General features: G+C 64.9%; 20 protein-coding genes. 4 read left to right on the top strand and 16 right to left on the bottom strand.

All coding sequences use genetic code 11. From position 1 onward, the window contains the following. Nucleotides 1-40 precede the first annotated feature (40 nt). Entirely contained in the window at nt 41-715 is a 675-nt protein-coding gene (gene ruvA, locus NX862_RS07840; RefSeq protein ID WP_264493329.1) for a Holliday junction branch migration protein RuvA, read from the bottom strand. Continuing rightward, nucleotides 712-1,236 carry a crossover junction endodeoxyribonuclease RuvC gene (ruvC, locus tag NX862_RS07835; RefSeq protein WP_264493328.1) on the bottom strand — a complete coding sequence of 175 codons (525 nt, stop codon included), beginning with the start codon at nt 1,234-1,236 and terminating at the stop codon, nt 712-714. The genes ruvA and ruvC overlap by 4 nt, the downstream gene beginning before the upstream one ends. Before the next feature lie 312 nt (nt 1,237-1,548). On the opposite strand from ruvC, the gene NX862_RS07830 reads away from it, so the two are divergent. After that, nucleotides 1,549-1,752, top strand: a complete 204-nt coding sequence (locus tag NX862_RS07830) for a DUF1127 domain-containing protein (RefSeq protein WP_264493327.1) — start codon at nt 1,549-1,551, stop codon at nt 1,750-1,752. A 210-nt stretch (nt 1,753-1,962) separates the two neighbouring features. Here the strand turns inward: NX862_RS07830 and NX862_RS07825 are convergent, their stop codons facing one another. After that, complete coding sequence (locus NX862_RS07825) at nt 1,963-2,313, bottom strand: hypothetical protein (protein ID WP_264493326.1); 351 nt, start codon at nt 2,311-2,313, stop codon at nt 1,963-1,965. 109 nt (nt 2,314-2,422) lie between these two features. Beyond that, nucleotides 2,423-3,295, bottom strand: coding sequence for a 50S ribosomal protein L11 methyltransferase (locus NX862_RS07820; RefSeq protein WP_264493325.1), 873 nt, complete (start codon nt 3,293-3,295; stop codon nt 2,423-2,425). 203 nt (nt 3,296-3,498) lie between these two features. Between NX862_RS07820 and NX862_RS07815 the strand changes: the two genes are divergently transcribed. Next, a complete protein-coding gene (locus NX862_RS07815) occupies nt 3,499-4,131 on the top strand; it encodes a TetR family transcriptional regulator (protein WP_264493324.1) in 633 nt (210 codons plus the stop codon). Here NX862_RS07815 and msrA read toward each other — a convergent pair. The 9 genes from msrA to ileS all read right to left on the bottom strand — a co-directional run bounded on the left by msrA (nt 4,128) and on the right by ileS (nt 14,502). Continuing rightward, on the bottom strand, nt 4,128-4,787 hold the full coding sequence (gene msrA / locus NX862_RS07810; protein ID WP_264493323.1) for a peptide-methionine (S)-S-oxide reductase MsrA: 660 nt from the start codon (nt 4,785-4,787) through the stop codon (nt 4,128-4,130). The two genes, NX862_RS07815 and msrA, sit on opposite strands and share 4 nt — an antisense overlap. Before the next feature lie 60 nt (nt 4,788-4,847). Further along, nucleotides 4,848-5,651 (bottom strand): ABC transporter permease, encoded by an 804-nt coding sequence (locus NX862_RS07805; protein WP_264493322.1) that lies wholly within the window; start codon nt 5,649-5,651, stop codon nt 4,848-4,850. Then, nucleotides 5,641-6,573 carry an ABC transporter permease gene (locus NX862_RS07800; RefSeq protein ID WP_264493321.1) on the bottom strand — a complete coding sequence of 311 codons (933 nt, stop codon included), beginning with the start codon at nt 6,571-6,573 and terminating at the stop codon, nt 5,641-5,643. The genes NX862_RS07805 and NX862_RS07800 overlap by 11 nt, the downstream gene beginning before the upstream one ends. 358 nt (nt 6,574-6,931) lie before the next feature. Beyond that, a complete protein-coding gene (locus tag NX862_RS07795) occupies nt 6,932-7,924 on the bottom strand; it encodes an ABC transporter ATP-binding protein (protein WP_264493320.1) in 993 nt (330 codons plus the stop codon). A 50-nt stretch (nt 7,925-7,974) separates the two neighbouring features. Further along, complete coding sequence (locus tag NX862_RS07790; RefSeq protein WP_264493319.1) at nt 7,975-9,105, bottom strand: ABC transporter substrate-binding protein; 1,131 nt, start codon at nt 9,103-9,105, stop codon at nt 7,975-7,977. Between the two features lie 113 nt (nt 9,106-9,218). Beyond that, nucleotides 9,219-10,376 carry an MFS transporter gene (locus NX862_RS07785; RefSeq protein ID WP_264493318.1) on the bottom strand — a complete coding sequence of 386 codons (1,158 nt, stop codon included), beginning with the start codon at nt 10,374-10,376 and terminating at the stop codon, nt 9,219-9,221. A gap of 126 nt (nt 10,377-10,502) precedes the next feature. Beyond that, nucleotides 10,503-10,946 carry a methylated-DNA--[protein]-cysteine S-methyltransferase gene (locus NX862_RS07780; protein WP_264493317.1) on the bottom strand — a complete coding sequence of 148 codons (444 nt, stop codon included), beginning with the start codon at nt 10,944-10,946 and terminating at the stop codon, nt 10,503-10,505. Further along, nucleotides 10,933-11,511: a DUF1176 domain-containing protein gene (locus NX862_RS07775; RefSeq protein ID WP_264493316.1), complete on the bottom strand. Its 579-nt coding sequence runs from the start codon at nt 11,509-11,511 to the stop codon at nt 10,933-10,935. The genes NX862_RS07780 and NX862_RS07775 overlap by 14 nt, the downstream gene beginning before the upstream one ends. A 60-nt stretch (nt 11,512-11,571) precedes the next feature. Continuing rightward, nucleotides 11,572-14,502, bottom strand: coding sequence for an isoleucine--tRNA ligase (gene ileS / locus NX862_RS07770; RefSeq protein ID WP_264493315.1), 2,931 nt, complete (start codon nt 14,500-14,502; stop codon nt 11,572-11,574). Between the two features lie 190 nt (nt 14,503-14,692). Here ileS and NX862_RS07765 point away from each other — a divergent pair, with 190 nt between their 5' ends. After that, nucleotides 14,693-15,091 (top strand): group III truncated hemoglobin, encoded by a 399-nt coding sequence (locus NX862_RS07765; RefSeq protein ID WP_264493314.1) that lies wholly within the window; start codon nt 14,693-14,695, stop codon nt 15,089-15,091. Nucleotides 15,092-15,269: 178 nt separating this feature from the next. Then, nucleotides 15,270-15,638, top strand: a complete 369-nt coding sequence (locus tag NX862_RS07760) for a DUF2237 family protein (protein WP_264493313.1) — start codon at nt 15,270-15,272, stop codon at nt 15,636-15,638. On the opposite strand, the gene NX862_RS07755 is transcribed toward NX862_RS07760, so the two are convergent. From NX862_RS07755 to NX862_RS07745, 3 genes are all read right to left on the bottom strand, one after another. Continuing rightward, nucleotides 15,629-16,132 (bottom strand): helix-turn-helix transcriptional regulator, encoded by a 504-nt coding sequence (locus NX862_RS07755; RefSeq protein WP_264493312.1) that lies wholly within the window; start codon nt 16,130-16,132, stop codon nt 15,629-15,631. The two genes, NX862_RS07760 and NX862_RS07755, sit on opposite strands and share 10 nt — an antisense overlap. A 41-nt stretch (nt 16,133-16,173) precedes the next feature. Continuing rightward, nucleotides 16,174-16,770 carry a PepSY domain-containing protein gene (locus tag NX862_RS07750; RefSeq protein ID WP_264493311.1) on the bottom strand — a complete coding sequence of 199 codons (597 nt, stop codon included), beginning with the start codon at nt 16,768-16,770 and terminating at the stop codon, nt 16,174-16,176. Nucleotides 16,771-16,880: 110 nt separating this feature from the next. After that, on the bottom strand, nt 16,881-17,429 hold the full coding sequence (locus tag NX862_RS07745; protein ID WP_264493310.1) for a PepSY domain-containing protein: 549 nt from the start codon (nt 17,427-17,429) through the stop codon (nt 16,881-16,883). Nucleotides 17,430-17,775 lie beyond the last annotated feature (346 nt).

Here is a 17,775-nt window from a genome sequence, read left to right as displayed (position 1 = left end):
TCGGGGCCGTTCATTTCGGGGCCGTTCATTTCGGGGCCGTTCATTTCGGGGCCAGGCGTTTCAGCGCCATGCGGATCAGGGCGGCGGTGTCGGCCTCTGGCGCCTCGTCAGAGGAGAGGGTGACGGCCTCGGCCGCCTCGGAATGGCCGTAGCCCAGGTTCAACAGCGCCGAAAGCGCATCCGAGGCAAAGGCCGCGCGGTTGGGGATCGGGGCGGCGGCTTTGCGGGGTTTCGGCTTCGGCGCTTCGATGACCTGCGGATCGGGGTCCTGCACATAGGGCGCCACATTCAGCGACCCACCCATGGCCATCATCCCGGCGGCCTTGGACTTCAGCTCCAGGATCACGCGCTGCGCCAGTTTGGGGCCGACGCCATTGGCGGCCTGGATGGCGCGCGCATCCCCCAGGGTGATCGCACGCGCCACACCATCCGCGCCCAAAGCCCCCAGGATCGCCATCGAGGCCTTGGCCCCCACTCCCTGCACCGTCATCAAGACCTTGTGCCATTCGCGTTCGAACAGCGTCAGAAAACCGAAGAGCTGAAGCAGATCCTCACGGACCAGAAGGTCGGTGTAAAGCGCGACCGCTTCGCCCGGGGGCGGCAATTGCGCCAGGGTGCGGTCGTTGACATGGATGATATAGCCCACGCCGCGCACATCCAGCAGGACCTGATCCAGGCCCTTCCAATCCACGATGCCAGAGAGTTTTCCGATCATGCGGATGCCCCCGTTTGCGCCCGCGCCACAGCGGCCTGAAGCCGGCCGGCGCTTTGCATATGGTGCGCATGGCAGATGGCGATGGCAAGGGCATCCGCCGCATCGGGGCCGGCGATCTGGACGCCCGGCAGGTGGATGCGAACCATGTGGTCGACCTGCGCCTTGGCGGCATGCCCCACGCCGACGATGGTCTTTTTCACCGCATTGGGCGCATATTCACCCACCGTCAGCCCTGCCTGAGCCGGAACGAGCAGCGCGATCCCCCGCGCCTGCCCCAGCTTTAGCGTCGCCACCGCGTCCTTGTTGACGAAAGTATGTTCCACCGCCGCCGCATCGGGCTTGTAGGTGCGCAGAACCTCGGTCAGCTGGGTGTGCAGCGACACAAGGCGAAAGGCCAGGTCGCCCTCTTTGCCATCCGAATGACAGATGCCGTTTGCGACATGGGTGATTCTCGCGCCCTGGACGTCGATCACCCCCCAGCCCAGATTTCGCAAACCCGGATCAATGCCCAGAACCCGCATGCCCGCCCTTTCTTATTCGTTAAGACAGGGTTAGCACGAAAGGGGAACATGCGCCAAGACCTAATCCCCCAGGCGCCGGAAATGCCGCAGGTGCGAAAAGCGACAGGTCAGGCCTTGCAGGCGACGCCACCTGGGGATAATGTGTAAAAGTTCTGTGAAATCAACGTTAACGACCTGGTAACCGCCATGCACGGGCTGCAAGGCGGCCTTGTCCGTGCCCCGCTTGCTGCGCATTCGCAGCACGACTAAATAGGGCGCATCAGGGACGAATGAACGCCCCTTCGTTGTGCAAATTGTGAAAGGATACCCGCTATGGCCGCCTATGAGACGTCCGCCGCGGCGCCGTTCGGCGCCATCACCGTATACCGCTTCGTGCAAACCCTTGCTGAAGGCTCTGACGCTTTCCGCCGCTGGAATTCGGCGCGCGTGACCCGCAAGGCGCTGCATCGCCTGTCGAACCGCGAACTGGACGACATCGGCCTGTGCCGTGGCGATATCGAGATGATCGGCCGCTGAAGCGCCGGACAATGTGATGTGGGGCCGCAGCGATGCGGCCCTTTTGCTTTTCCGGGTCCGGGCTTGCGGAAAGCAAAGCGCCCTTGGGCCGGGTCCACAGGGGGCGGTCACTGGCTGCCGGGGTGGGAAGACAAGGGCGGCGTTTGGCCGCTGTGGCGGCAAAACAAAAGGGGCCCGAAGGCCCCCGATCCGCGCTTTGATTTGCAGGCCTTAGCGCATCGGTGGCAAAAGGGCGCCCACTTCCCGCGCGACCATTTCGGACACAGGATCGACCTGCATCAGCCATCCGCCGACACGTTCGACCCCGGCCCCCGCCAAAAGCCGCTCGACACGGGACTCATATTCCATCCGGCCAATTTGGCTGATCATCAGGCCTTTCAGCAGAAAGACCGCGACCAACAGCACCAGAACGGGGCCCAGAAAACCGCGCCGCTGGGCCTGAGGCCTTGTGTAATACGACCGCCCCAAGACGCCCGGCGCCTCGAAGCCATGGCCCCTAGCCCTAGCTTTCTGGATCCGATCGACACGACGGTAAAACTCACTCATATTCGGGTCGGACATCCCCAAACTCCTGATACCGACCCCACCCAAGGTTTTGATACGACGAAATTGTGGCAGGAATTGGGCGAAAAGCCCCCATCTGCCGCAGTTTCGACGTTCAGTTGGGGGCTCAGGTGCGGCGCAAGACCAGGGCCGACCACTCGCCCAAGTCATCGCGCGACACCGGCGTGAACCCTGCCGCGACATAGGCCGCCGTCACCGCCTCGGCCTGCACGACCAGAAGACCAGAAAGGATCACGACGCCCTGGGGCGCGGTGTGGCGCGCCATCTCGGGGGCAAGCTCGATCAGCGGGCCCTTCAGGATATTGGCGAAGACGAGGTCGAAGGGCGCCTTCTGCAGGTCGGGATGGGCGAAACCCGCGGCCTCCATGCAGGCGATGCGCCCCGACAGGCCGTTGATATCGGTATTGGCCAGCGCCACATCCACCGCGACCTTGTCGATATCCGAGGCCATGACGACCGCATCGGGCAGCAGTTTGGCCGCAGCCATCGCCAGAACGGCAGTGCCACAGCCGATATCGGCCACGCGGGCGGGGCGGGTGCCCGCGTCATAAAGCCGGTCCCAGGCCAAAAGGCAACCCAGGGTCGTGTTGTGATGCCCGGTGCCAAAGGCCACGGTCGCCTCGATCTGAAGGGGGATGCGGCCATCCTGCGGCACCTTGTCCGCATCATGCGACCCATAGACAAAGAAGCGCCCGGCCTCGACCGGCGCCAGTTCGCGGCGGACATGGGCCACCCAATCGACCTCGGGCACCTCAGAGACGACAAAGGGCTTGGCCTCGAACGCGGTCGAGAGCAACTCCAGGAAGGCCAGGTTCGGCGGCTCGGTGTAATAGGCGCCGACCTCCCACAACCCGCTGTCATCCTCGATTTCAAAGACGCCGACGCCGATGGGCTCGGGCTGCAGCTTTTCCAGCGCCTCGCCCAAGGCCTCGGCGCGGTCTTCCCCGATCAGGGTGGTAAGGGCGGTATAGGTGGGCATGGGGGTCTCCACTGGATTTCCCCCCGGTTAGGCCGCGCGCCCTGTGACGTCAAGGGCCGGGGGTTTCTCAAGGGGGCCAAGGCCCCTTTGAGGCGGGGGGTGCGGGGGGCGGCAGCCCCCCGCTTGCCCGGTTCGGCGGCAGCCCCCCGCTTGCCCCGCCCGGGCGCCAAGGTTAACATCCGGCTAGCAAAAGAAAGCCCCGCATGACCCGTCCCGCCCTCTCTGCCGAAAAGATCGCCGATGAGGCCCTGCGGCTGATCGACGCCGAGGGGATGGAGGCCTTTTCCTTCCGCACTCTGGCGGCAAGGCTCTCGTGTCAGGCCATGAGCCTTTACCACTACTTCCCCAGCAAGCAGCACCTGTTTCAGGCCCTGATCGATCGCCTGATCCAAGAGGCCGCCGATTTCCCCGATACGGGCGAATGGCAGGCGCTCTATCGTCAGGCGGCGCAGGCCTGGCGCGAGATGGCCGTGAACCACCCGGGCTTTTACCCCTATTTCGCGCAATTCCGCCTGAACCACCGCGCGGGCCTGGCGCTTCTTGACCGGCAATTGGCGATCTTTGACGCGGCAGGCCTCTCGCCCAAATCCCGCGCCCGGCATTTCCGCGCCTTTGGCTTTTACCTCAACGGTGCCTGTCTGGATGAGGTCACGGGGCCGCTCTCCCCCGGCGCCACCGAACCCATGCCGGTGGCCGAGGCGGCCCTGGCCTTCCCCGGACTGATGGCCGCCGCCCCCTTCTTTGCCCCCGAACGGCGGCTCACCACCTTTCAGCACGGGCTGGAGGTGATGATCCGCGCCATCGAGGTCGAGATCGGCGCCAGAACGCGCGCTTAACCTGCCGACACCTTCAGCCCGATCGGGCAGGTCACACCCGTGCCGCCGATACCGCAATAGCCGTCGGGGTTCTTGGCCAGATATTGCTGGTGGTAATCCTCGGCAAAGTAAAACACCGGGGCCGGGATGATCTCGGTCGTGATTGCGCCAAAGCCCCGCGCGGTCAGTGCCGCCTGATAGGCCGCCTTGCTGGCCAAGGCCTCGGCCTGTTGCTCGGCACTGACGAAATAGATCCCCGACCGATAAGTGGACCCCACATCATTGCCCTGCCGCATGCCTTGCGTCGGGTCATGGTTCTCCCAGAAAACCTTCAGCAGATCCGCGAACGAAATCTTGGCGGGGTCAAAGATCACCCGAACGACCTCGTTATGGCCCGTCAGCTGGGTGCAGGTCTCTTTGTAGGTCGGGTTGGGTGTAAAGCCGCCCGCATAGCCCACCATCGTCAGCCAGACGCCATCCAGCGCCCAGAACTTGCGCTCGACGCCCCAAAAACAGCCCATGCCAAAGACCGCGACCTGAAAGCCTGCGGGGATTTCGGATTTCAGGGGCCGTCCATTGATGAAATGCGTCTCGGCGGTGGGAAGGGGTTCGGGCCGACCGGCAAGGGCGCGGTCGGGGGTCACCATCTGCATCTTGGCGCGGTCCAAAAGGAACATCATAGCCTCCATCTGTGTGGTGCCTATATAGGGCGCGGGATAGGCCTTGCACAGGGTGCCCTATTTGCCGCCGCCCGCCGTTTCCGACCCGCCGCGGGTCAGGTAATAGGCGGCGAGGATCGGCAGAAAGGTCGCGGCAAAAACCACCATGGCCACGACATTGGTCACTGGGCGCTGATGCGGGCGGATCAGCTCTTCCAGCATCCAGATCGGGATCGTGGACTGCGCGCCTGCGGTGAAGGTCGTCACGATGACCTCGTCAAAGGACAGCGCAAAGGCCAGCATCCCCCCGGCCAAAAGCGCCGAGCCCAGGTTCGGAAGCAGGATATGGCGGAACGTCTGAAAGCTGTTGGCGCCCAGGTCGGCCGAAGCCTCCAGGATCGCGCCCGAAAGCCTGCGCATCCGGGCGACCGCGTTGTTATGCACGATGACGATGCAAAAGGTGGCATGGCCCAAAACGATGGTCCAGGTGGAAAACGGGATGCCCGCCACACCAAAGGCCTGGCGCATGGCCAGCCCGGTCAGGATGCCCGGCAGCGCGATGGGCAACAGGATCAACAGCGTCACCTGGTCGCGCCCGAAAAACCGCGCCCGCGTCATGGCGCCCGCCACCAGGGTCCCCAGGATCAGCGCCAGCAAGGTGGCCCAGGCGGCGACCTGCAGCGACAGGCCAAGGGCCTGCCAGATGTCCGGCCGCTCCCAGGCCACGGCGAACCATTTCAACGTCAGGCCGGGGGGCGGAAAGACGTAAGACCGCTCTTCGGTTGTGAAGGCGTAAAGGAAGATGATGGCAATGGGCAGATGCAGGAACAAAAGCCCCAAGGCGGCGGCGGCTTTCAAAGGGAAGGAGGCTTCAGAGCGCATCAAAAGCCCCCAGGCGGCGGGCAATCCCCAGATAGACCAGCATGATCAGGATCGGCACGACCGAAAAGGCCGCAGCCAGCGGCAGGTTCCCCGCCGTGCCCTGCAACTGATAGACCGCCATGCCGATGAAGCTGGCCGAATTGCCGATGATCTGGGGGATGATGTAATCACCCAGCGTCAAGGAGAAGGTAAAAATCGACCCCGCCACCATCCCCGGCATGGCCAAGGGCAGGATCACCCGCCACAGCGTCTGACGCCCCGTGGCCCCCAGATCGCTTGAAGCCTCCAGCAGGCTTTGCGGCACGCGCTCCAGCGCGGCTTGCAAGGGCAAGATCATGTAGGGCAACCAGACATAGGTAAAGACAAGGAACATGCCCAAGTAAGAGGTCGAAAGCGACGGCCCGCCGATCACTGGAAGGGACAAGACGGCCTCCAGCACGGGGGTCGTGTGGCTGGCCTCGGCTGCCCAGGAGAGGATGCCCTCCTTCGCGAGGATCAGCTTCCAAGCATAGACCTTGACCAGGTAGGACGACCACAAGGGCAGCATGACGCCGAGGTAGAAGACCGCCTTCCAGCGCCCCTTGGCATGGCGCGCGGCATACCAGGCGATGGGAAAGGCCAGGACGGCCGAGGCGATGGTGACGGCCCCGGCCATCGACACCGTGCGCCACAGGATCGACAGGTTGGCAGGTTTGAACAGGCTGGCATAGGTCGAGAGCGTGAACTCCTCGACCACCAGGCCCGAGAAGTCGTCGACCGAATAGAAGCCCTGCCACAAAAGGGCGGCCAGCGATCCGATATAGACAGCGACCAGCCAAAACAGCGGCGGGGCCAGCAGCAGCGCAGTCAAGAACCGCGGATGGCGCCAGAACAGCGCGGTCAGCCTGTCGGCCAGGCCGCGGACGGGGAGGATCGCCGTCATGAGTGGGCCCTTGCGGACACCGAAGGGGGCGCTGCCCCCTTCACCCCCGGAGTATTTGGGCCAGTATGAAAGGGAAAGAGGGCGCGCGACCGATGGGACGGGGCGGCAACGCGGCGCCCGGTGGTGCGGCCCGGTTCCTCACGCCTGACGTTTGTGCGGGGGCCGAACTTGACACCCAAATCCGCTGGCCCGGGGTAAAGAGCCAGTTCAACGCGGGCGGGCCAAGCGGGGCGGCCAACCTTAGGCCAGGCAGGGCAGTCCTGGCGCGGCGTGTCTTTCATACTGACCCAAATATTCCGGTGGGGTCCGGGGAGGCAGAGCCTCCCCGGGGCTTGCAAATGGACCAGGCTTGGGCCGCTCATGGCGCCTCCATCACATGCAGGGCGCCAGGGGCGAAGCTGAGGGCGGTGGCTTGGCCGGGCTCTGGCAGGGGCGCACCTGCGGGGATCAGGGCCGCGACCTCCTGGCCCATCAGTTGCACGGCCACGCGGGTGGCGGACCCTTGATAGCGCAGGCTGGTGACGATGCCTTGCAGGCCCGTGGGGACCAATGACAGGGCTTCGGGGCGCAGCGCGGACCAGGCTTTGGGGCCACCAAGCGCGAGGGTCAGCTCGGGCGGCAACACATTGGCCGAGCCGACGAAATCGGCCACGAAACGGGAGCGGGGCCTTGCATAGACCTCTTCCGGCGTGCCGATCTGGGCGATACGCCCTTCGGAGAACACCGCCAGGCTGTCGGCCATCGACAGGGCCTCGTGCTGGTCATGGGTCACGAAGACAAAGGTGATGCCAAGCCGGTGCTGCAGCGCCTTCAACTCGTCTTGCATCGCCTCGCGCAGTTTCAGATCCAGGGCGCCCAGAGGTTCGTCCAGCAACAGCACCCGGGGCTTGTTCACCAAGGCCCGCGCCAGCGCGACCCGCTGCCTTTGGCCGCCCGAAAGCTGGCCCGGCTTGCGGTCGCCGTAACCGTCCAGCTTGACCAGGGCCAGCATCTCTTCGGCCTCGGCATAGCGCTTGGCGCGGGCCACGCCCTTGACCATCAGCCCATAGGCCACATTGTCGCGCACATTCAGATGGGGAAACAGCGCGTAATCCTGAAAGACGGTGTTCACGTTGCGCAGATGGGGCGGCACCTGACTGACATCCTCGCCAAAGATGCGGACGCGGCCAGAGGTCGGGCTTTCGAACCCCGAGATCAGCCGCAGACAGGTCGTCTTGCCCGACCCCGAAGGCCCCAGCATGGCGAAAAACGACCCTTCGGCAATCGTCAGATCAACCGCATCCACCGCCCGGACCAGACCGCGCGACGAGGGGAAATGCCGCGAGACGGCTTGGAATTGGACGGCGGGCATGGACTCTTCCCCTTGCGTGGCGCGCGCCCACGGGGGGCGCGCGTCCAAGGTCAGTTGTTGCCGATGATGGCGATGTAATCCTCGACCCACTGGCGATAGGGCACGCAGGTGCCTGCCGCACATTCGGCCACCGGCGTGCGCCAGAAGGCGATCTTGTCGAAGAAGTCCGACCCATTGGCCGCACAGCCCTCGGCCGTCTGCATCCCCGACCCATCCGTGCAAGCCGCCGGCACCACCGGCACCGAACCGAACCAGACCGACAAATCGCTTTGCAGGTTCGACGACAGCGCGTGTTCAAAGAACTTGTAGGCGCAGACCGGATGGGCGCTGTCGGTGGCCAGCATCAAGGAATCCGCCCAGCCCGTCGCGCCCTCGGCCGGGATGGTCTGTTCGACCTTGGCGCCCTCGGATTTCAACAGGTTGACCTGATAGGGCCAGGAAGAAGAGGCCACCAGCCCCTCGTTCTTGAAGTCATCGACCTGCACCGCCGCATCGTGCCAATAGCGGCTGACCAGGTCGCGCTGACCGCGCAACAGCGCCAGCGCGGCGTCATATTGCGCCTGCGTCAGGGCATAGGGGTCGGTGATGCCCAGTTCCGGCTTGGTCGCCTTCAGATAGATCGCGGCATCGGCGATATAGATCGGGCCGTCAAAGGCCTGGACGCGGCCCTTGTTGGGCTTGCCATCGGGCAGGTCCTGGGCATCGAACACCACCGACCACGAGGTCGGCGCGGTCGGGAAGACCTCGGTGTTATACATCAGCACATTGGCGCCCCACTGATAGGGAACCCCGTAATGGACGCCGTCCACCGTGTGCCAGGGCGACTCCTTCAGCCGGTCGTCGATCTTGGCCCAGGAGGCGATCTGCGTGATGTCGATCGGCTGCACCTTTTTGCCCGCGATCAGCCGCAAGGTCGCATCGCCCGAAGCGGTGACAAGGTCAAACCCGCCCTGATTCATCAAGGACACCATCTCGTCACTGGTGCCCGCCGTCTTCACCGAGACCTTGCAGCCCGAAGCCGCCTCGAACTTGGTGATCCAGTCATAGGCCGCATCGCTTTCGCCGCGCTCGATATAGCCGGGCCAGGCGACGATGGACAATTCGCCCTCGGCCTCTTGGGCCAGGATCGGCGTGGCGGTCAGGCTGACGGTCAGCGCCGTGGTGATCAGATGTTTCAGCATGTCACTCTCCCTGAGGCCGCCTCTGCGGGCGGCGATTCATTTGATCATATTGAACCGCCGCCAGCGTTAAGCAAGCAAAACCCGCGGCGCCACGGTCAGGGAAAGCCGCTTGCCTAGGCTTTGACCCCATCGGCGGCCTGAGCCTTGGAGGCCAGACCCGCGACCAGCAGCAGCAAAAGCGCCACCGCGCCATAGGTATAGCGGAACCCGACATGTTCGGCGATGAACCCGATGATGCCAGGCGCCAGCAGATAGCCGGTATAGCCGATCATCGTCGTGGTCGCGATGCCGGAGCCCATTGGCAATCCGGGGTAGTTGCCCGCGGCCGAAAACATGATCGGCACCATATTGGCCACCCCGATGCCGGCAAAGGCAAAGCCCGCGATGGCGATCTCGGGAGTGGGTGCCATGGCTCCGGCCAGGATGCCAAGGCCGCCGATGATCCCCGAATAGCGCAGCGTCGTCACGGCGCCGAACCGGTTGCGCACCGCGTCGCCCAAAAAGCGCATCACCGCCATGGCGCCGGAAAACAGCCCAAAGGCCAGGCCCGCCGCCGTCAGCCCCGCGCCAAGCTCGTCGCGCACATAGACCGCCGCCCAATCCAGCACCGCGCCCTCGGGCACCATGGAAAACAGCGCCATGGCCCCCAGCAGATACAGCACCGCCACGCGGGGGAACATCTGCGCCTTGGGCTTGGTCGCGCCCTCATGCGGGGGGTCCTCCACGACATGGCGCGCCACCAGTGCCAGGGTCAGCGCGCAAAGACCCGCCACCCCCAGGGCCTGCGCCGCAAAGCCGTAACGGTCGATGACCGCCCCCCCCAGCGCGCCGCCGATAAAGCCGCCCAGGCTCCAGAAGCCATGCGACGAGGACATGATCGCCCGGCCAAGCTTTTGTTCGACTGCCACCGCATTGGCGTTCATCGCCACATCCATGCAGCCGCCAAAGGCGCCGAACAGGAACAGGAAGGGCACCGCCAGCCAGGGTGAGGGCGCCAGGATCATCAGGGGGAACATGGGGATGAAGCACAGGGCAAAGATCAGCACCATCTTGCGCGACCCATGCGCGGCGATCAGCTTGCCGGCAAAGATCATCGCCGACACCGCGCCCACGCCGACCATGACGATCAGCTTGCCCATGTCGCTTTCACCGATCTGGTGGCGCTCCATCATCTGAGGGATCTGCGTGGCCCAGGCCCCCATGTTGAAGCCGTTGATCAAAAACAGGGCAGCGACGGCCCAACGGCCCATCCCGGCATTTTCCGCGCGCATCATCCATCCCCCTCGGTTCGGCCCTGCATAGCGGGTGGGGGCGCCCCCCGGAAGGGATTGGCGATGCTTTGGTTTTTCACGTTTTGTGACGGGCGGGCGGAAAACTGTAACGTTTACGGTAAACGGTTACACCATCAAGGCGCCCTCGTGCCGCAAGAGCCAGATCTTGGCCTCGACCCCACCCGGAGCCGAAAAGCCGCCAAGGCCCTTGGCGCCCAGAACCCGGTGGCAGGGCACGATCAAGGGCAGCGGATTGGCGCCACAGGCCTGACCCACGGCCTGCGGCGGGGCGCCGACCTGGCGCGCGATCTGGCCATAGGTCAGGGTCTGGCCGCGCGGGATCTGCCCCATCGCCCGTTGCACCGTGCCGGTCAGGCCGGGGCGAAAGTCCAGGGCCAGGTCAAAGACCTCAAGCCGGCCGGCGAACCAGGCCTCCAGCTGCGCCAGGGCCTCGGCGATCAGGGGAGAGCTTTGGTGCCCCTCGGTCCAATGCAGCGCGCTGATCCCGGCTTCGGTCTCGGACAGGCTGACCGGGCCCAACGGCGTGACCAGCGTGCTAGGGCGCGGCATACAGCACATGCGGGCTTTGCGCGCCGTCATAGCTTGCGTCGACCTCATGGCGGGTCAGGCGGAAATGGCCCTGGGTCAGCACATAGGTCGCGCCGTCAAAGGCATCGCCAATCCCGCGCCAGGCGGAATAGGTCGTCAGGGTCAGCGTCGCGGGGTCGAACTGCGGGTTCATCGCCACCGGATCGGCGGTCCAGCCGATGATATCGACCGACAGGACCTTGCTTTCCGGGTCCTCGGGATTTTCCGTCACCACATTCAGCTCGGGTCGGGCAAAGCTTGCGGTGACGAAGCCGTCGTAATCCGTCCAGGTCAGGAAGATATCTGCGGCATTATAGGCCCCCATCGAGCAGCCAAAGTGCCACAGCGTCAGGTCCTGGGTGTCGCCAAGCCCGGTGGGCACCTTCAGGTCGTATCGGGTGGCCGGGGTGATCAGGTTGCCCGCCTCGTCCAGCGCGGAAACGCAAAAGGTGGCATGGGCGGCTTTGAAATAGGCCAGGGCCGCGTCGTCCGAAGGGGCCGCCAAGGCCGGAGAGGCCGCAAGGGTCAGGATCAGGGCGTAACGCATGGGATCTTTCGCAAAGGGGGAGGGCGCATGAAAAAGGGGGCCGCTGGGGCCCCCCTTGGGTTACAAAGCCGCGTCGCAGCGGGCGCAGGTGCCGGGGTGCTTGTGCGTCCCGACATCCGGCAGAACCTTCCAGCAGCGCTGGCATTTTTGGCCGGGGGCGTGTTCGAAAACCACGCCGACGCCGGGGATTTCGGGCAGGCGGAAGGCCTCGGGCGGTTCGGGGTCGGCGGTCAGCTGCAAGCCGCTGGTGATGCAAAGATCGGCGAAATTCACCGACTTCAGCGCGGCCAGGATCGCGGTATCCGTGACATGCACGACAGGCGCCGCCTCCAGGCTGGCGCCGATCACCTTGGCCGTGCGCTGCACCTCCAGCGCGCCAGTGACGGTGCGGCGGACCTGACGGATGCCCTCCCATTTCGCGGCCAGCGCCTCGTTGCGCCAGGATGCGGGCGTTTCGGGCAGGTCTTGCAGGTGGACCGACGAGTCCGCGCCCGGGTGGCGGCAAAGCCAGACTTCCTCGGTCGTAAAGACCAGGATCGGGGCCATCCAGGTGGTCAGCCGGTCATACAGCGCCTCTAGCACGGTGCGGCAGGCGCGGCGGGTCAGCGACGAGGGCGCGTCGCAATACAGCGCGTCCTTGCGGATGTCGAAGTAAAAGGCTGACAGATCCGTGGTCGCAAAGGTGAACAGCTTTTGAAACACGCCCTGGAAGTCATAGGCCTGATAACCCGCGCGGACCTGCTCATCCAGCTCTGACAGGCGGTGCAGGACCCATTGTTCCAGTTCGGGCATATCCGAGGCCGCGACCCGTTCCGAGGTCTCGAAGCCCTGCAGCGCGCCCAACATATAGCGCATCGTGTTGCGCAGGCGGCGGTAGCTGTCGGCCACGCCCTTCAGGATCTCTTTGCCGATCCGCAGGTCCTGGGTATAGTCCGACAAGGCCACCCAAAGCCGCAGGATATCGGCGCCGTATTCCTTGATGACCTCTTCGGGGGCGACCGTGTTGCCAAGCGATTTGGACATTTTCATGCCCTTCTCGTCCAGCGTGAAGCCATGGGTCAGCAGGCCGCGATAGGGCGCCCGACCCTTGGTGCCCGAGGCCTGCAGCAAGGAGGAATGGAACCAACCGCGGTGCTGGTCGGTGCCCTCCAGATACAAGTCGGCGATGCCGTCCTCTGACCCATCGGGCCGGTCGCGCAGCACGAAAGCATGGGTCGAGCCTGAGTCGAACCAGACGTCCAGCACGTCATTGACCTGTTCATATTCCTGCGGATCGGCAAGGTCAGCCAGGACCTTTTCCTTGAAACCTTGCACATACCAGACATCGGCGCCCTCGGCCTCAAACGCGGCCTTGATGCGGGCGTTGACCTCTGGGTTCTTCAGCAGGAAATCGGCATCCGAGGGCAGGGCGCCCTTTTTCACAAAGCAGGTCAGCGGCACGCCCCAGGCGCGTTGACGCGACAGCACCCAATCCGGGCGGTTCTCGATCATCGCTTGCAGGCGGTTCTTGCCGATGGCCGGGGTGAAGGTGACAAGCTCACGGATCGAGGTGAGCGCGCGTTCGCGGATCGTCTGGCCATAGTTGCCCAGGCCGTCATCCAGCTTGCGGTCGATGGCGGCAAACCACTGCGGCGTGTTGCGATAGATCAGCGGCGCCTTGGAGCGCCAGGAATGAGGGTAGGAGTGCAGCATCGTGCCCTTGGCAAACAGCGCACCTGCGCCGGCCAAGGCCTTGATATTGGCGACATTCGCCGCGCCATCCCAAGGATTGCGCTTGTTCTTGGGATCGGGTTCCGACCGCAGGATCGCCATGCCACCGAAGAGGGGCAAGCTGGCGCGGTAGGTGCCATCGGCCTCGACGTTATAGGTCATCGGCAGGCCGAACTTCAGCCCCATCTGGTAGTCGTCATCGCCATGCGAGGGCGCGGTATGGACAAACCCCGTGCCCGCGTCGTCGGTCACATGGTCGCCCGGCAGGACGGGGACGTCGAAATCCCACTCGCCCTGGCCTTCGGCAATCCCGCGATAGGGATGCGCGCAGGTCATCGCCGCCAGATCATCCGGCGTCACGTCACACAGGCGACGGACGAACTCCGGCCCGTTGATCTTGGCCTGGGCAAAGGCGCTTTCGGCCAGCTTGTCGGCCAGGATCACCCGGTGGCCGATGGTCAGCGTCGACTCCTCAGGGCGCCCGATGATCTCGTATAGGCCATAACCGATCCCCGGCCCGAACGAGATCGCCCGGTTCTGCGGGATGGTCCAGGGCGTCGTTGTCCAGATCACCACATCGGTCCGCGTGTTCGTGAAGACCGCCGGACCGCTCATCACCGGAAACCGCACCCAGATCGTATGCGAGGTGATGTCGTGATATTCCACCTCGGCCTCGGCCAGGGCAGTTTTCTCGACCGGAGACCACATCACGGGCTTTGACCCCTGATACAAAGCGCCGTTCATCAGGAACTTCATGAACTCGTCGGCGATGACGGCTTCGGCGTGGAAATCCATCGTCAGATAGGGGTTCGCCCAATTGCCGGTGACGCCCAGACGCTTGAACTCTTCGCGCTGGATGTCGATCCAGCCCTCGGCGAATTTGCGACATTCCTGGCGGAAGGTGACGATATCCACGTCGTCCTTGTTCAGCCCCTTGGCGCGGTATTGCTCTTCGATCTTCCACTCGATCGGTAAGCCGTGGCAGTCCCAACCCGGCACATAACGGGCATCGCGGCCCATCATCTGCTGGCTGCGGACGACCATATCCTTCAGCACCTTGTTCAGCGCGTGGCCGATGTGCAGGTGGCCATTGGCATAGGGAGGGCCGTCATGCAGTGTAAAGTCCTTGCGGCCCGTCTTCTCGCGCAGCCGGTCATAGACGCCGATCCGGGCCCAGCGGGCCAGCCATTCGGGCTCGCGCTGGGGCAGGCCAGCGCGCATCGGGAAGTCGGTCTCGGGCAGAAAGACGGTGTCGCGGTAGTCGGGAAGTTCGGTGCTCATCGGCAGCGGTCCTTGCAAGGAGAGGGCAATAGCGGAAGGGTCCCGGCGCCTCAGGACGCCGGGCCGCTAATTCGGGCGATGAACACGCGACATGCCATGGCGGCCTTATAGAAAAGGCAGCGCAGGGGGTAAAGGGGCGATAGGGCAAAGCGTCTCATGGACAAGGCGCCTGCGGGGGGTAAAAGGGGGCATGACCGCCCTGCCCGCCAGATTCCCCGTGACCGATGCCCAGATCGACCTTGTCGTGGCCGAGTTCTATGCGGCCATCCGCCAACATCCCGGCCTGGGTCCGGTCTTTGCCGCCCATGTGACCGATTGGCCGGCGCATGAGGCCAAGATCGCGGGCTTTTGGCGCAATGCGATCCGGTCGGACCGCAGCTATGAGGGCAACCCGATGCGGGTGCATCAACGGGCGGGCGATGTGCGGCCGGGGATGTTCATCCCTTGGTTGGGGCTGTTTGACACGGTCTTGCGGCGAAACCTGGAGCCGCCGACGGCCGAGGCCTGGTCCGCGCTGGCGCATAGGATCGGGGAAAGCCTGATGATGGGGCTGATGCGCTGGAACGAGGGGGTTCCGGTGCTGCGCTAGGGGCAGACCCGGGGTATACCCCGGGCTACGCGGCGGAAGCAGAGCGCCGGGGGGCGGACGCATGGCCGGTGCGGCGAGGGGCCAAGGCCGGCCAGACCGAGGAGGGGGCAGACCGCGAGGCCAGCGCAGACCCAGGCTTGCCGGTTGAAGCGGGGCGGGATTACGCTATCATCGCCCCATGGAACCCTCGATCAATGTCCTTGGCGACACGCTTGAACCCTGCTCGGCCGCGCCCGTCACCGGGTTTTTCCGCAATGGCTGTTGTGACACCGGCCCGGCTGACCGCGGCCGTCACACGGTCTGCGCGGTCATGACGGCGGAGTTTCTGGCCCTGTCGAAATACCTCGGCAACGACCTGTCGACGCCCAAACCCGAATGGGGCTTTGCCGGGCTGAAGCCGGGCGACCGCTGGTGCCTTTGTGCCAGCCGCTTTCTGCAGGCCCATGAGGAAGGCGCGGCGCCCAAGGTCAACCTGGCCGCCACCCATATCCGCACCCTGGACATCGTCCCGCTGGAAATCCTGCAGGAAGCCGCTCTTCAGCCCTGAGGCCGCAACTTCGGGTCGTCGCGCATCAGGTCGTCAATGAACAACGACAGCAATTGCGAGCGCCCCGAAACCCCCGCCTTGCGATAGATCGCATTGGTCTGCGCCTTGACCGTTCCTTCAGAGGTCTGGCGCAGCACCGCGATTTCGGCCGTCGACATGCCCTTGATCGCGAAAAGCGCCACGTCGCGCTCGGCCGGGGTCAGGCCCCATTCGCCGAAGCGTTCCTCCAGCAGGTCAAGGAAGGCGCCCGAGGCCCGCCGCAGCCGCTCTTGCGCCTTGTTGCGGTCGCGGATCGCACCGCGCAGCGCAAGGCCGCCGAGAACCAGGCCGATCACCAGCCCCAGGGCCGCGCCGATCTCGAACAGCTCGCGCAGCTCCCAGGGGATCGGGGCGTCCTCAAACCCGAAGATCGACGAGAAGATATCAGAGATGAACAGGATCGCGAACAGCGCCTGGGCAAAGAAGACGAGGGCAAATCCTGCGAGCCGTCCCATCAGGCGCCCGCCGTATCAAAGGTCAAGGTCGGTCATCCCGTTCAATCGTCATCGCCGCCATCGTCCGAACCATCGTCGTCCGAACCACCGTCATCAGAACCGCCCGATGAACCCCCGGAGGAGCCCCCCGAAGACCCACCCGAAGACCCACCCGAAGACCCGCTGTTCGATCCGCCGCCGTCGCTGTCGTCGTCACCGCCGCCATCGTTGCCGCCATCGTTGCCGCTGTCGTCCGAGCCACCATCGCTGTCCGAACCGCCGCTGTCGCCGCCCTCCGAGCCTGAGCCTGAGCCAGAGCCTGAATCCGCCCCCTTGCCCGACCCGCTGTTGCCCGAACCCGACTTCGAGTTGCCGCCGCCGGGGTTCAGGATCGCATTGCGTGCCTGGCCCGAAGCGCCGGTAAAGACGTCGCGCAGGATCTCGCCGGTGCGGGGGTTCACGATGATCTCGCGCTGGCCGCCATCGCGTGCGGCCAGGATGCGCAGGCGGCCCAACCAGGTCGTCTCGACCGTCAGCACGTCAAAGCCCTGCGCCCGCAGCTGGGCTGCAAGATCGGCGCCAAGATCCTGGGCGAAAGCCCCCAGGGCCGGGGCCACAAGCCCGGCCACCAGACCCGCGATCAGTTTCCGTCTGTTCATCATCACACCCGGCCGGTCTCCGGCCCCAAAGCTTTACTGGAACACCCCTGCCCCATGCAAGCCACCCGACCCTGATGGGCCGGGTGGCGCAATTTCATCTGGCCAAAGGCTCAGTCGTCGTCGCCGTCGTCGCCGCCACCATGGCCCGAGTTGTCCGACCCACCATGGTCGCCGCCGCTGTCCCCGCCATGGTCGTCGCCCGCATCGTGACCCGACTCATGGCTGCTGTCGTCATCGCTGCTGTCATCCGAGCTGTCATCAGACCCGTCACGGTCGCCGCCATGATCGTCGCCGACGTCATGACCCACCCCGTCGTCGGACCCGCGCCCGCGGCCCTGGTCATCGGTGCCATCGTCATCCGACCCCGTGGTGAAGTCGCTGGCCGAGGTCTGGACCTCGACCGACGTGTCGCTGGCATCGCGCGCCCGGGCCGGCTTTTGCTCTTGTTTCAGGATCGCGCCAGAGCCGATGTCATAGACGACCTCGACCTTGGTGCCGTCCTTGACCGCCTCGACCTTGATCTGGGTGACGCCGGTCGTCACCTCGATCGCGTTGAAGCCGTTGGATTGATAGGTGGCGACCAGGTCATTTGCGGTGACAGCCGCGAAGGCGCCGGTGGCCGTGAAGAGGAAGGCGGCAGAGAGAAGCAGTTTTTTCATCATGAGTCCTTTCGGGTCAGGCATGGCGGAGGTCGAAAACCCCTGGGGGGGGGCCACCCTGTCCGGTGCTGGGGGAAGGCGCCAAGCGCCACAGCGGGCCGGACAGGGTGGGCAGGATCGGCAGGGCGCGGGCAGTGTGGTGGCCGTGGGACAGATGCGCCGCAGACGATCCTGATGGGGTTTCGTGAAGCCTCCGTTGACATGCATCCGTTTGGCCGGGGCGGGATTGCCTTGGCGATGGGTTGACCTTGGCCCGGCCAGAGACGGCTGGAAATCCGTCTGGGGTTTAATCCAGCCCCCCTTTTTCCGCCCTAACCCGGCATAAACTGCAGTTTAGGACAGTTGC

The organism is Stagnihabitans lacustris (genome assembly GCF_025950525.1).
GTDB lineage: Bacteria > Pseudomonadota > Alphaproteobacteria > Rhodobacterales > Rhodobacteraceae > Stagnihabitans.
The sequence above is the reverse complement of the archived record's forward strand: the minus strand, read 5'-3'. Positions and strand labels throughout refer to the sequence as shown.